Origin of the sequence: Blautia sp. AF34-10 (assembly GCF_003477865.1) — a bacterium.
In the GTDB taxonomy this organism is placed as follows: Bacteria; Bacillota; Clostridia; order Lachnospirales; family Lachnospiraceae; genus Fusicatenibacter; species Fusicatenibacter saccharivorans.
Genome location: NZ_QUED01000025.1, coordinates 1 through 14,290, shown reverse-complemented (window position 1 = coordinate 14,290; position 14,290 = coordinate 1). Strand labels below are relative to the sequence as shown.

Genomic DNA, 14,290 nt, shown 5'->3' with positions numbered 1-14,290 from the left:
GGATTTCACATACAAACATGAAATCCGGCGTCTTTGAATTTCTCTAAATCTCCCGTTTTTCCATAAATCTTACACTGATCCCATACGAAATCAGCACAACTGCGATGCTTACCGCAAAAATTTCCGCCTGTCCAGGAACGGTTCCCGTGATGGTGCCAAGCAGCTCCGCGACCGTAAACTGTCCGTTGAAGCCCGACTCTGCCAGCGATACACCGATTTTCTGCCGGTCCTGCAGTGTGATCTCTGTGATCGGTTTTCCAAAGAGTTCGATCGTTCCGCTCTCCGCTTTTACAAGGCCGAGCATCAGGCGGATCGCCGTGCTCTTTCCTGCTCCGTTTTTTCCGATGAGTCCGGTGATTCTTCCCTCCGGAACTTCGTCCGTTTTGAGCCCGGTGAAGAAAAAGAGGTGAAAAAGCTCGATTTTGACCAGCGGATTTCCGCATCCATCCACAACCATCATCACTGATGCGGTTTTTGTCCGTACCTTCGGAAGAATGGGCCGACCTCTTTTCGCGGGCAGGCTCATTCCGTATCTTATGATTTTCAGGAGACTTTTTATGTCCGAACTTAATTTTTATCTTCTTCAGATCAACGATGCTTTATTTCCAATCGGTGCGTATTCACACTCGCAGGGACTCGAGACGTAAATCTCTTTCTCTCACGATCGGAGCACGCAGATACCCTTCTGGAGGAAATCCGGGAATTTCTTGCCTCCGATCTGGAAATTGACGGCGGCGCAACTATACTTTCCTGCGGTGATCTTGCAGTTCGTATTTTCGGTCTACGCGCGCAAAGGCTGCAGCAAATGGCGGAAAAAATAAAGTCTGCATATGACAAATTTTTATAACTGTCTATTCAAGTCGTTCACTTTTCCCTTCGTCAAATTTCGCAGAAAAAATGTCAAAATAAGGATATGACAACCTCTTCAGAATGTGATAAAATAACTTTCGTTTTAAGCGAAGATAAAACTTATTTTACCATCATTTCGAGGAGGTTTTCTCATGGAAAAAGACATGACAAAGGGAAGTCCGCTTCCAGTCATTCTGCAGTTTACGCTGCCGCTGATTATCGGAAACATTTTCCAGCAGCTCTACAACATGGCAGACACGATTATCGTTGGCCGATATGTCGGAGCGGATGCACTGGCTGCAGTTGGTTCTACGGGAACGATTATGTTCCTGGTGCTTGGATTTGCGCAGGGCATCACAGCAGGCTTTACGGTTCTGACATCGCAACGGTTCGGTGCAAAGGATACGCGCGGAGTAAAGCGAAGTGTGGCAAACGGCATTCTACTGGCTCTCCTTTTCACGGTTGTCCTGACGTTCTTCAGCATGATCTCCATGCGGCCGCTGCTGCATCTCATGAACACACCGGAAAATATTTTTCAGGACGCTTATTCCTATATTATGATTATCTGCGGTGGCCTGATCGCTACGATTTTTTACAATCTGCTTTCCTCCTATCTGCGTGCAGTAGGAAACAGCCAGACTCCGCTGATGTTCCTGATTTTTTCGGCTGTATTAAATGTTCTTCTGGATCTGCTTCTCATCATTCGTTTTAAAATGGGCGTTGCGGGAGCCGGATATGCAACCGTTTTCTCTCAGGGAATTTCTGCTGTGCTCTGTCTTTTTTATATTTATCGCTCCATGCCGGATATGTGGCCGGAAAAACACCACTGGAAGCTTCATGCGGCAGATTCCCGCCATCAGCTCTCGATGGGCATTCCGATGGCACTCCAGTTTGCCATCACCGCATCCGGTACAATGATTATGCAGGCTGCCATTAACCTGTTCGGCTCGGAGGCGGTTGCCGCTTTTACGGCGGCCTGTAAGCTGCAGAATCTGGTCACACAGGGCTTTTCCGCAATGGGACAGACGATGGCAACCTACAGCGGGCAAAATTTCGGAAAGGGCGATATTCCACGGATTAAAAAGGGAGTTCGCGCTGCACTTCTGACTTCCATCACGTATTCGATCGCAGCCGCTGCTCTCGTCTTCCTTCTTCTGAAGCCATGTCTTTCCCTCTTCTTCTCGGGTGATGTCGATATGGCCGCCATGATGCCATGGGCAAAGACTTATTCCTATATGTGTGCTCTTTTTTATGTACCGCTCTGCACCATCTTTATTTTCCGAAATGCAATGCAGGGTTGCGGCTACGGCTTTCTGCCTATGATGGGCGGTGTTTCTGAACTCTTTGCGCGCCTTATTGTAGCTGTGATTGCCATAAAAGTCATCAGCTATCCGCTCGCCTGCTTCTGTGACCCGGCAGCCTGGGTGACGGCAGCTGTCTTTACCGGTGTTTCGTATCTGTTTGTCATGAAGGATATCGACAAAAAGTATGATTCAAAGACATCGACGGCTCCGATCAGCTGACATTTTTCATACCAAACGCAAAACTGCGCGGAATGCACGATTCTGAAATGCATTCCACGCAGTTTTTTGTATTTACAGGATTACAGATTCAGTTTTGCTTTCTGCAGACTTACACAGGAACGATGATATGTGAGTGTCATCGTCAGATAAATGACGCCCACGACAATGACTGCGAGAATACCGGTATGGAACACCAGATGCAGGATCATCGTCGCACACAGCAGGATCTGAATCATCTTTCCCAGCGCCATATAGCCTTATAGGCACTCTGATATACCATCTCTTTTTCTGCCTCATCGCAACTTGCCATCCAGTCTTTCTGGAAGTTTTTTGAGTTCATATCGCCTCTCTTCTCCGGGTGAGCTGCCTGAACCATTTTTACATAACGCATCTGATAATAGCCATAGAGAAAGAAGTTGATACAAAACAGAGCACAGGTTGCCAGGAATCCGGCGAGCTCTTTTCCCGATGCTTCTTCCAGCCAGGAACGGGAAAAGGTAAATGTCAGCACGATGATATCGCAGACCTGCGAAATCACATTGCAGCTCATCAGCATCGCGCCGTATTTCTCTTCTTCATAGCTTAAGACTTCGTACTGTTCATCCTCTGCTTCTTCGAGATGCTTCATCGTATCTTTTAATTTCCGGCTGTAAAATTCCATCAGGACAATGCTTACAACGAAAATTACCGCAATGATCGGCAGTGCCAGCGGGCGGACCAGATCGCTCAGATCACTCATGCCATTTTTCACTCCGAACATCATAAAAATTCCGACAAAAAAACCGCAGACTCCGCCGATTCCCATATAAATCAGCATCCGTTTCATCAACTTTCCGTAGGAATTTGGTTTGTTCCCCTGTTTTTCTTTCATGGTTCATCCTCCTCATATTGAAAAATATCTTCTACTTTTACTTCACAGATTTTTGCAAGTTTTAACGCCAGTGTCACCGACGGTGAATAATCTCCCCGCTCGATCAGGCTGATGGTCTGTCTCGATACTCCCGCCATTTTTCCAAGGTCGGTCTGGTTGATGCCGAGCTTCGAACGGTACTCTTTTAACTGATTGTACAGCGGCATCGCAGCATCTCCTTTCTTGTCACGTTTTTTAGATGAGCTCTCTTTTTGACAACTTTTCTTGTCATCCACTACTCTACCATTGACAACTTTATTTGTCAATACTTTTGACAAGTTTTTTTGTCATTTCAAACTCCCGGTTGATTTGTAGGCCGAAATGTACTAAACTAGAGATATCTATTTTCGTAACTATTCAAGCCGCAGAAAGGACAGAATCTATGGAACAGAAAGACAGCCGGTTTGCCGTATTGATCGATGCGGACAATGTTTCCCCGAAATACATCAAATATATCCTGGACGAGGTTTCCGACCAGGGTGTTGCCACGTACAAACGGATCTACGGGGACTGGACCGATATCTCGAAAAAGAGCTGGAAAGAGCAGCTTTTGCGCTACTCGATCAATCCGATCCAGCAGTACAGCAATACGAACGGAAAAAATTCAACTGACTCCGCGATGATCATCGATGCCATGGATATCCTCTACTCCGGAAATGTGGAGGGCTTCTGCCTGGTTTCTTCGGACTCTGATTTTACCAAGCTGGCGCAGCGTCTGCGTGAATCCGGCATGTTTGTGCTCGGCATGGGCGAGCAGAAAACCCCTTCTTCCTTCCGCGTTGCGTGCGATGCCTTTAAAATTCTCGAAATCATTTCCCAGAACGAGGACGATATCTCCCCTGCGATTACCGCTGTCTCGGAAAATCCGGCGCGCTACGGCACTTCTCAGGACGAAACCCCTTCCATTACAAGCAAGGCAGAAATCGAGCGGACGGTTTCCCGTGTACTGACAGAGAACAATGATCACGGAAAAAATACGACACTTAGTGAGATCGGCAGTATCCTGCAGAAGAAATTCTCAGAGTTTGACGTTCGAAATTACGGTTATTCCAAACTTTCCACGTTTCTAGAAAGCATGAACGATATCGAAGTGCTGAAAACCGGTCATAATTACCTCGTAAAGGAACGCCAGAACACCGTATCGCGCCAGCAGATCGAAAAATGTATCACGGATCTGATCTGCTCCAACGGAGGCCATATCGACAACCTCAGCATTATTCACGATGCCCTGCGGAACCGTTTCCCGGGCTTCGATGTGAAGCAGTATGGGTATAGCAGGATTTCAAGTTTTATCAACAGTTTCAAAAAATTCAAAATCACAAACAATACGGTACAGATGAAACAATAGCATTCAAAACATAAACCAGATTCGCCGGATCCGGATCGTGTTTGATATACCATGTACATGTTTGGTGTGCCCGCAACAAAAAGCCCCCGGAAATGTCAGATTTTCTGACACCCGGAGGCTCTTTTTATTTCGTCTGTTGTTATCTTTTTCCGGTACTTCCGATTCCGCCGCGGTCCTCGCCGTTTAAGTGGTCAACTTCTTCAAAGCCGATGGTCGGCTGGTGTTTCTCGATGCGGAACTGGCAGATGCGGTCATTCACATGAATCACGGTGTCGCGCAGGGCATACGCCGGCATGTAGAACCAGTCGTTCGGTCCGCAGTAGCTCTCGTCGATGATACCGCAGTGGTTCGTCTGGATAATACCGAAGTTCTTGAAGGTGCTGCTTCTCGGCACAATATGCGCCTCGTAGCCCTCCGGCAGCTGCATGGCAACGCCGAGGTGGATCAGTTTGAATTCTCCGGCCTTTAACTCTACTTCTTCTGCCGCGCGCAGGTCGATCCAGTCAGACTTTCCGTCGATATAGCGCAGGCGCTCAATTTCATCGTTTAAATACTGAATTTTAATGGTTTCCATAAAGCGTCTCCTTTTCTTTTTGCGTGACTACTTTTCGCCGAACAGTACGACTTCGCCGCGTGCTCTCGTCTTTTTCACATCAATGACTCTCTGATTCGGGCTGCCCTTCCATTCCAAGGTAACGTCCCTCTGGGCAAGAATAAAGCGACCGTCCACAACCACGTCCGTGTAATCCATCAGTTCCAGATCACAGACGGATTCCCACTCATATCCGGTATAAACCCAGATATCTTTTTTCGGATATCTTTCCTTGATCTCTTTTGCCAGAGCCGTCACATCCGCCCGGTTTGCCTCATACAGCGGATCTCCGCCGGAGAAGGTGATGCCGGAAATGTAGTCCTTGTCCAGCTGTTCAAAAATTTCTGCCTTTGCCGCGTCATCAAACGGGATGCCGCCATTTGGATCCCAGGTAATCGGATTCTGACATCCCTTGCAGTGATGACCGCATCCGGCGACCCAGAGCACGACGCGCAGGCCGTCTCCGTTCAGCATATCGTCTTTCGTTATATTATGGTATCTCATAGCTTTCACTCCTATTGGACATAAGAAAACACAGAAAAACGAACCGTTTTACAGATCCCTTTTTCTGTGTTCCCCGCTCTTTATCGTCTGGCAGATCTATTTATTTCGCGTCTGCCGGAACATCCTTGATACTGAAGCTTACACGGCCCATTTTATCTTTGCCCATGCAGACTACTTTTACAACATCGCCAAGGCTGACAACGTCTTCTACTTTCTCAACACGCTGTTTGGCGAGCTTGGAGATGTGTACCAGACCTTCTTTTCCAGGTGCGAACTCAAGGAAAGCACCGAAGTCTTTGATGCTGACAACTTTTCCGGTCAGGATCTGTCCCTCGGTAAAGTCGCTTGCGATGATCTCGATATATTTCTTTGCCTGATCCATCATAGCCTGCTCGGTTCCGCAGATGGAAACTGCACCGTCGTCTGTGATGTCGATCTTTACGCCGGTCTCATCGATGATGGCGTTGATGGTCTTTCCTCTCTGGCCGACAACTTCACCGATCTTCTGCGGGTCGATCATCATCTGGATGATCTTCGGAGCGAACTCGCCGACCGTCTTACGCGGCTCTGCGATCGCTTTCTCCATAACCTCGGTCAGGATGTACTCTCTTGCCTGTTTCGTTCTGGCAATCGCCTCTTCTACGATCTGACGGGTCAGTCCATGGATCTTGATATCCATCTGGATTGCAGTGATTCCGTCGTGGGTACCAGCTACCTTAAAGTCCATGTCACCGAAGAAGTCTTCGAGACCCTGGATATCGGTCAGTACGAGGTAATCATCATCGGTCTCGCCTGTTACCAGACCGCAGGAGATACCTGCAACCGGTTTTTTGATCGGTACACCGGCAGCCATCAGAGACATGGTGGATGCACAGATACTTGCCTGGGAAGTAGAACCGTTAGACTCGAGGTCTCGGATACGGTACGGATTGCGTACGGGAACTCTTCCTCGGTCGGAAGTACCGGAACCAGGGCACGTTCTGCCAGAGCACCATGGCCGATCTCACGGCGTCCCGGTCCGCGGGACGGTTTTGTCTCACCTACAGAGTAGGATGGGAAGTTGTACTGATGCATGTAACGTTTGGAGGTCTCGAACTCATCCAGTCCGTCCAGCTTCTGTGCTTCGGAAAGCGGAGCCAGTGTTGTTACGTTGCAGATCTGAGTCTGTCCACGGGTGAACATAGCGGAACCATGAACACGCGGGATAATGTCAATCTCTGCTGCCAGAGGACGGATTTCTGTGATCGCACGGCCGTCCGGACGTTTGTGGTCTTTTAAGATCATCTTACGAACGGTCTTTTTCTGATACTGGTAAACAGCCTCGCCTAATACTGCCAGCCACTCTTCGTTGTCGGCAAATGCCTCCTCGAGTTTCTCGGTGATGACGCGGATGTTTTCTTCTCTTGTCTGTTTATCATCGCTGAAAACAGCCTCTTCCATCTCTGCCGGAGGAACGATCTCTTTGATCGCTGCAAACAGCTCTTCCGGAATAGCGCAGCTCTCATAAGCGTGTTTCGGTTTTCCAACCTCTGCTACGATACTGTCGATGAATTTGATGATTTCCTGGTTTACTTCGTGTGCTTTGTAGATGGCGTCAATCATTTTTGCTTCCGGAATCTCTTTTGCTCCGGCTTCGATCATGATGACTTTCTCTCTGGTGGAAGCTACGGTCAGTTTCAGGTCGGATACGGCTTTCTGTGCGAGAGTCGGGTTTACGATGAACTCGCCGTCGATCATACCGATCTGAGTCATGGCACACGGACCGTCAAACGGGATGTCGGAAATGCAGGTTGCGATTGCGGAACCCAGCATTGCGACTACTTCCGGATCACACTCCGGATCTACGGACATTACCATGTTGTTTAATGTAACATCGTTGCGGTAATCTTTTGGGAACAGCGGACGCATCGGACGGTCAATGACACGGCTGGTCAGAATTGCGTGCTCGCTTGCTTTTCCTTCTCTTTTGTTGAATCCGCCCGGGATTTTTCCAACGGCGTACATCTTCTCTTCGTACTCAACGCTTAATGGGAAGAAGTCGATGCCGTCACGCGGTTTCTCAGATGCAGTTGCTGTAGAAAGAACTACAGTATCGCCATAATGCATAAATGCTGCGCCGTTTGCCTGTTTTGCTACACGGCCTACGTCTACGGTCAGGGTTCTGCCTGCCAGTTCCATAGAAAAACTCTTGTACATAAATAATCTCCTTTTTTTCTTCTGAGCAGAATTTCCGAAACAACTGAAAAGCACACCGGAATACGGACAGGATACAGCTTTTCAATGTGTTTTTCAGTGGTCTCGGATAAAATTCCTGCACCTCCAGAACCTGCCACTGGCAGCTTCTTACGGATGCAATGCAGCTCAGAATGGCTCCATGTCGTTTGCGTCTTTGATCTTACAAGCAAAGAAACGGGCGGAAAATGTATCCCGCCCGTTGTTCCAAGCTGATTATTTTCTGATTCCTAACTTCTCGATTAAAGCACGGTATCTTTCAATATCAGTTTTCTTTAAGTAGTCAAGCAGACCACGTCTCTGACCAACCATTTTCAGAAGACCTCTTCTGGAGTGATGATCTTTGTGGTGAACTTTCAGATGCTCAGTGAGCTCCTCGATTCTTGCGGTAAGAACAGCTACCTGTACTTCCGGTGATCCTGTATCTCCCTCAGTTCTTGCATACTCTTTGATGATTGCCTGTTTTTTTTCTTTCGAAATCATTTTAAATTCCTCCTGTTATTTTGATTGCACCGCTGACTAAGAAGTGGTCGGAGTGTCCTGCCTCTGAATCAGGGTCCGGGGATCTTTTTTGTCCCGCATACTCGATTAGTATAGCATACGCTTTTCGAATTGTAAATACTAAAATCAGATGTTTTCGCGATGAATTTTCACGTAGTTACAGTTCTCCGAACTGTAACTTTCGCAGCTCTCATTTTAAGTTTTGCTTCGCAAAAGGAGAGCTGCTCACACCTGAATCACTTTCTTACGCAGCGAAACAGCGAGTGTTTCACTGCTGAGCAAACTTTTTTTCTACATATTTTTTTCCTGCCGCAACATCATGATCGAGCTGGTTTTTCAGCGCGTCGATCGAAGCAAATTTCTGCTCCGGGCGCAGGAATTTTAACAGAGAAACCTCCGCCTGTTTTCCATAGAGATCCTCGCTGCAGTCAAAAAGATTCGTCTCCACGCCGGTAAATTTTTCCTGTACCGTCGGCTTAACACCGATGTTTGTGATACCGTAATAAATTTTTCCTTCGATTTTCACCTCGGAAACGTAGACGCCGAACGGCGGAAGCAGCTTTTCTGCCGGCGGGATCTGATTGATGGTCGGCACGCCGATCGTTCTGCCGAGTGCATGACCGTGGACAATCTCGCCGTGAACCGCGTAATCGTAGCCGAGCAGACCGCTCACGGCTTCCATATTGCCCTGTTCCAGCTCTTCCCGTGCCCAGGTGCTGCTGATCTCGCGGCCGTTTTCCTCTGCTTTTTCGATGATCTCGGTTTCAAAACCAAGGGACGGGCCCATTTCTTTCAGCATTTCGGCTGTGCCGCTTCTCTTGTAGCCAAAACCGAAATCCTTTCCCACAACAACTTTTTTCGCGTGCAGCTTATCCACCAGAATCTCTTTGATAAAGGCTTCCGGCGTCATGTGCATCACTTCATCCACAAACGGGCATTCCACAAGGCAGTCCATGCCAAGCTGTTCGAGGCGGGCTCTTCTCTCCTCATTCGTCAGCAGCTGATGCGGCTTGACATGCTGCACTTTCGACTGCGGCGGCACGTCAAACGTAAACACAACCGTTTCCAGTCCTTCCGTTCTGCCGATTGCAAGGACACGGCGGATCAGAATCATATGCCCCCGGTGGAGGCCGTCAAATTTCCCCAGGGTTACAACGCTGTCCCCTCTGCTGTCAAAATCCAGTGTTTTTGTTAGATATCTCATGTTCTCTCCAGAAATAACTTGACCGGTCTGGTTAAGTTTTGTGATGGTCTGTATTGATAAATACCGACAAACGTTCCGTCATCGAGATAAAGGCGGAACTCCTCGTCTTCTGCGAAGTCCCCGCCGGAAGCAGTTTCCCCGATTTCGCGGATCTGCGCCGGTTTCAGCGGATTTCCGTTTTCCGCAAGCTTTTTCGCATGATCGTCCGCTGTCGCAAAGCTGCGCAGCGCGGCAAACATTTCATCGACCGGCACGAGGATCTCCGAAAGGCGGCCCTCACCGACAATCGCTGCGATCTCGTCAAGCGTGTGCGCTCCGTTTCGGTCAAACTGGCCGACTCTCATGCGGATCAGCTGCTCCATACATCCGTGGCAGCCCAGTTTTTCGCCGATATCGTGGCACAGGGTACGGATATACGTTCCCTTCGAACACGTTACCTCCATGCGCACCAGCGGAAGCTTCACTTCCAGAATGCTGATCTCGTAAAAGTGCACCGTGCGGGCCTTCCTCTCGATCACGATGCCTTCCCGCGCCAGCTCGTAGAGTTTCTTTCCATTCACCTTCAGCGCGGAATACATCGGCGGCACCTGCTGATGCTCCCCGACAAACGAGGCGATGCAGTCCCGCACCTCTTCTTCCGTCACGGTCACCGGCGCTTCTGCTGTCACGGTTCCGCTCATGTCCTGCGTATCCGTTGCGATTCCAAGGTGAAGCAGCGCTTCATACGTCTTCGTTTCATCGGTCAGCATATCGCAGAGACGCGTTCCCTTTCCAAGGCAGACTGGAAGCACGCCCGTCGCATCCGGGTCTAGGGTTCCGGTGTGGCCGATTTTTTTCTGGTGCAGGATGCCGCGCAGCTTCGCAACCACGTCATGCGACGTAAATCCCGCCTCTTTCCATACGTTCAGAACTCCGTTTATCATGTTGTTTTGTCTCCCTCTTTTTCACAAGAAAACCGGGCGTGGATGTATTTTCTGCGCCCGGCTGTTTCCTGTTTATGCTTCTTCCTCTGTCGTCTCTTCTTCCTCTTCTGCAAGAAGCTGTTTTTCGATATACAGAGTCAGATTGTTGATTACATCATACGGAGAACCTGACATCGTGCAGCCAGCCGCACGGATATGGCCGCCGCCGCCGAATACGGCTGCGATTTTGCTCACATCAACCAGCTCGTCGGAGCGGAGGCTTACTTTGAAGACCTGCGGCTCCAGCTCATACAGGAAGATCGCTACGTGAACGCCTTCTGTATTTTTTAACTGGCTGACAATGCCGTCCATATCTCCCGTTGTCAGGCCATAGAAGTCCATGACCTTCTTCCGCACGATACCGACAATACACTGCTTGTCGAGAAGCATGATGCTCTCTGTCAGCGTGCGTCCCATAATCTGGTTCTGTACGTATGTTTTCTTGAAGAATGCATCCTCGATGATTCTGGTAAACGGAACTCCCTTTTCCATCAGAGCGGCCGCAACCCGCATCGTGTGCGGAGAGGTGCTGCTGTACTGGAATACGCCGGAATCGGTCACAATACCAGTGTACAGCGCCTCGGCGCACGGCTCGGAGATCTTTTCTTCCTCCAGAAGTCCGAACAGCACCTCGCAGGCAGAGCTTGCATCCGGCTCTACGTGATTGATTTCGCAATATTCTGTATTCGTCACATGGTGATCGATGCAGATCGTCTTTCCCGCTTTTGCAAGAAGCGGTACGGCAACGCCGATGCGGTCCTCGCTGGATACATCCAGAAGGACCACAAGGTCGTACGCTTTCTCTTCACAGCTTGTCTTTACCTCAGAAAAGCCCGGAAGATAGGAATATTCCGGCCGTGGATCCTCAAGATAGACATCTGCCTGAATCTCCGGCCGATTGTCGCGAAGATACTGGTATAATCCCAGGCAGGAACCGATGCAGTCACCGTCCGGACGAACGTGTCCGGCGATGGCCATGCAGGAGACTCCGTTTAGAATTTCATCAATTTTCTTCATTTTCCTCATCCTTTTTGTCTTCTTTGTGTGTTACTTCATCAATCAGTTTCGACATCGTAACGCCATATTCAATCGACTCATCCAGGACAAAGGTCAGCTCCGGTGTATTGCGGAGGTTAATGGTCTTGGCCAGCATACGGCGGATGAAGCCCTCCGCGCTCTTTAAGCCGCGGATGGTTTCTTTCTTCGCCTCATCATCGCCAAACACACTGATATATACTTTACACGTCTTCAGATCCGGCGCTACCTCTGCCGCTGTGACAGAGGTCATCATTCCGATGCGCGGATCCTTGATCTCGTTCCGGATGATGTTGGAAAGCTCTTTCTGTACTTCCCCGTTGATCCTGGTGTTTTTAATACTGTTTTTTCTCAACTTAATTCCTCATTTCTATCTCGGCACTTCTACCATGATATAAGCCTCGACCTGATCGAACTCCTGAAGATCGTTGAATCCTTCAAATACAAGACCGCACTCATAGCCGGAGCGCACTTCTTTGACATCGTCTTTGAAACGTTTGAGGGATGCCAGATTTCCTTCGAAGATCTGGTTTCCTTCGCGGCTGATTCGAACTTTGCAGCCTCTCTGGAACGTTCCGTCCAGTACATAGCTTCCGGCGATCGTTCCGACACCGGATGCCTTGAAGAGCTGACGTACCTCGGCATGGCCGATAACTTTCTCTTCGTAAACCGGCTCAAGCATACCCTTCATGGCTGCCTCAACATCCTCAATTGCCTGGTAGATGACACGGTACAGACGGATGTCTACGCCGTTCTGCTCTGCCATGGATTTTGCGTTCGCATCCGGGCGTACGTTAAATCCGATAATGATGGCGGAAGATGCGGTTGCCAGCATAACGTCGGACTCGTTGATCGCACCGACACCGCCGTGGATGACGCGTACGGCAACTTCCTCGTTGGAGAGTTTGACAAGACTCTGTTTTACTGCCTCGACAGATCCCTGTACATCGGCTTTGACAACAAGTGCCAGTTCTTTTAAGTTACCCTCCTGAATCTGGTTGAACAGATCATCCAGGGACATCTTCGCTTTTGTCTCCTCAAGCAGGTTCTTCTTGTTCTCTGCCACGAAGGTTGCTGCGAAGTTCTTTGCTTCTTTATCGTTATCGGTCTGAACGAGGATCTCTCCTGCGTTCGGAACATCGGAAAGTCCGAGAATCTCAACCGGAGTAGACGGGCCTGCCTCTTTGACGCGGCGTCCCTTATCATCCATCATCGCACGGACTTTACCGGAGCATGCGCCTGCTGCGATGTAATCGCCGACATGCAGGGTACCTTTCTGTACCAGAATGGTAGCAACCGGTCCTTTTCCTTTATCCAGCTCAGCCTCGATGACAAGACCTCTTGCTTTCCGGTTCGGGTTTGCTTTCAGCTCGAGCACTTCGGAAGTCAGAAGGATCATCTCAAGCAGATCGTCGATACCTTCGTTGTTCTTTGCAGATACCGGAACGAATACGGTGCTTCCGCCCCAGTCCTCCGGAATCAGTTCGTACTCGGAGAGCTCCTGTTTTACACGCTCTACGTTTGCGCCTGGTTTATCGATCTTATTGATCGCAACGATGATCTCAACGCCGGCTGCTTTTGCATGGTTGATTGCCTCAACGGTCTGCGGCATCACACCGTCGTCTGCTGCGACAACGAGAATGGCGATATCCGTTGCATTGGCTCCACGCATACGCATAGCGGTGAATGCCTCATGTCCCGGGGTATCGAGGAACGTAATCTTCTGTTTGTTGATCGAAACGGTGTATGCACCGATGTGCTGGGTAATACCGCCAGCCTCGCGGTCGGTGACATGGGTGTTCCGGATGCAGTCCAGAAGAGATGTTTTACCGTGGTCAACGTGTCCCATAACGCAGACTACCGGCGGACGCGGAACCATGTCTTTTTCATCCTCTTCGTCCTCTTTTAAGAGCTCTTCGATCACATCGACTTTCTCTTCCGGCTCAGCGATGATGTTATAATCAAGCGCGATTTCCTGTGCTTTTTCGAAATCGATCTCATGGTTTACGGTAACCATCGTTCCTTCCATGAACAGTTTCTTTACGATGACTGCCGGCTGCATTTTCATCTTCTCAGCCAGCTCGCGGATGGTCATTTTCTCCGGCAGGGTAATCTCCTTTACCTCGTCCTTCGGAGCTTCCTGTTTCGGTTTGTTGACTGGTTTCTGGAGCGCTTTCGGGAGTCTGGACTGCTGATGATGTCCCTGGTTCGGACGGTTTCCGCCTCTTCCTCTGTCTTCACTGAATTTATTTTCTCTTAAAGAATCTTTGTTTTTGTCTTTTTCTTTTCTTCCTGTATCACGGCCTGGCTTCTTGATGCCAAGGCTCATTGTATCGCCTGCAGAGCTCTTATGCTCGGTTCTGCGGCGGTCTCCTCCCGGACGGCGGTTCTGATTCTGGGAATCATCATCCTTTCCTGCGAACGGTCTTCCGCCATTATTTCCCGGTCTGCCTCCGTTTGGACGTGCGGAACGCTCACCGAATGGTCTTCCGCTTCTCTCACCGTTTCCACTTCTTCCGCCGTTATTGCGGTCTCCTCCCGGACGGTCTCCGCTGCGGTTCGGGCGGTCTCCATTGTTTCCGCCGAAGCGGCGTTCTCCCTGCGGACGGTCTCCGCTGCGGTTCGGGCGG

12 protein-coding genes and 2 pseudogenes are annotated in these 14,290 nt (G+C 49.5%); 2 read left to right on the top strand and 12 right to left on the bottom strand.

The window, feature by feature from the left end; translation table 11 throughout:
- Positions 1–43: 43 nt before the first annotated feature.
- Entirely contained in the window at positions 44–526 is a 483-nt protein-coding gene (locus DWZ60_RS13815; protein WP_274601029.1) for an ATP-binding cassette domain-containing protein, read from the bottom strand.
- A gap of 475 nt (positions 527–1,001) precedes the next feature.
- Here DWZ60_RS13815 and DWZ60_RS13805 point away from each other — a divergent pair, with 475 nt between their 5' ends.
- A complete protein-coding gene (locus DWZ60_RS13805) occupies positions 1,002–2,372 on the top strand; it encodes an MATE family efflux transporter (protein ID WP_055265454.1) in 1,371 nt (456 codons plus the stop codon).
- An 80-nt stretch (positions 2,373–2,452) separates the two neighbouring features.
- On the opposite strand, the pseudogene DWZ60_RS13795 reads toward DWZ60_RS13805, so the two are convergent.
- Positions 2,453–3,177 (bottom strand): annotated as a pseudogene (locus DWZ60_RS13795) (DUF3169 family protein).
- A 62-nt stretch (positions 3,178–3,239) separates the two neighbouring features.
- The gene (locus tag DWZ60_RS13790) at positions 3,240–3,449 is read right to left on the bottom strand and encodes a helix-turn-helix transcriptional regulator (protein WP_055228608.1); all 210 of its coding nucleotides are present in this window, start codon (positions 3,447–3,449) and stop codon (positions 3,240–3,242) included.
- Positions 3,450–3,664: 215 nt separating this feature from the next.
- Between DWZ60_RS13790 and DWZ60_RS13785 the strand changes: the two genes are divergently transcribed.
- Positions 3,665–4,630 carry an NYN domain-containing protein gene (locus tag DWZ60_RS13785; protein ID WP_117814396.1) on the top strand — a complete coding sequence of 322 codons (966 nt, stop codon included), beginning with the start codon at positions 3,665–3,667 and terminating at the stop codon, positions 4,628–4,630.
- A 139-nt stretch (positions 4,631–4,769) separates the two neighbouring features.
- Here the strand turns inward: DWZ60_RS13785 and DWZ60_RS13780 are convergent, their stop codons facing one another.
- From DWZ60_RS13780 to infB, 9 genes and pseudogenes are all read right to left on the bottom strand, one after another.
- Positions 4,770–5,204, bottom strand: a complete 435-nt coding sequence (locus DWZ60_RS13780; protein ID WP_022462938.1) for a dUTP diphosphatase — start codon at positions 5,202–5,204, stop codon at positions 4,770–4,772.
- A gap of 27 nt (positions 5,205–5,231) precedes the next feature.
- Entirely contained in the window at positions 5,232–5,726 is a 495-nt protein-coding gene (gene nrdG / locus DWZ60_RS13775; RefSeq protein WP_055228610.1) for an anaerobic ribonucleoside-triphosphate reductase activating protein, read from the bottom strand.
- Between the two features lie 100 nt (positions 5,727–5,826).
- Positions 5,827–7,922: pseudogene (locus DWZ60_RS20925) on the bottom strand (polyribonucleotide nucleotidyltransferase).
- Positions 7,923–8,174: 252 nt separating this feature from the next.
- Entirely contained in the window at positions 8,175–8,441 is a 267-nt protein-coding gene (rpsO, locus tag DWZ60_RS13765) for a 30S ribosomal protein S15 (protein ID WP_022462935.1), read from the bottom strand.
- 286 nt (positions 8,442–8,727) lie between these two features.
- The gene (locus DWZ60_RS13760; protein WP_119221873.1) at positions 8,728–9,663 is read right to left on the bottom strand and encodes a bifunctional riboflavin kinase/FAD synthetase; all 936 of its coding nucleotides are present in this window, start codon (positions 9,661–9,663) and stop codon (positions 8,728–8,730) included.
- Positions 9,660–10,586: a tRNA pseudouridine(55) synthase TruB gene (gene truB / locus DWZ60_RS13755; protein ID WP_119221871.1), complete on the bottom strand. Its 927-nt coding sequence runs from the start codon at positions 10,584–10,586 to the stop codon at positions 9,660–9,662. The genes DWZ60_RS13760 and truB overlap by 4 nt, the downstream gene beginning before the upstream one ends.
- A gap of 72 nt (positions 10,587–10,658) precedes the next feature.
- Positions 10,659–11,642, bottom strand: coding sequence for a DHH family phosphoesterase (locus tag DWZ60_RS13750; protein ID WP_119221869.1), 984 nt, complete (start codon positions 11,640–11,642; stop codon positions 10,659–10,661).
- Entirely contained in the window at positions 11,629–12,015 is a 387-nt protein-coding gene (rbfA, locus tag DWZ60_RS13745) for a 30S ribosome-binding factor RbfA (RefSeq protein WP_022462931.1), read from the bottom strand. The genes DWZ60_RS13750 and rbfA overlap by 14 nt, the downstream gene beginning before the upstream one ends.
- A 15-nt stretch (positions 12,016–12,030) precedes the next feature.
- Positions 12,031–14,290, bottom strand: a 2,260-nt coding sequence (infB, locus tag DWZ60_RS13740) for a translation initiation factor IF-2 (RefSeq protein ID WP_119221867.1), incomplete at its 5' end; no start/stop codon positions are given.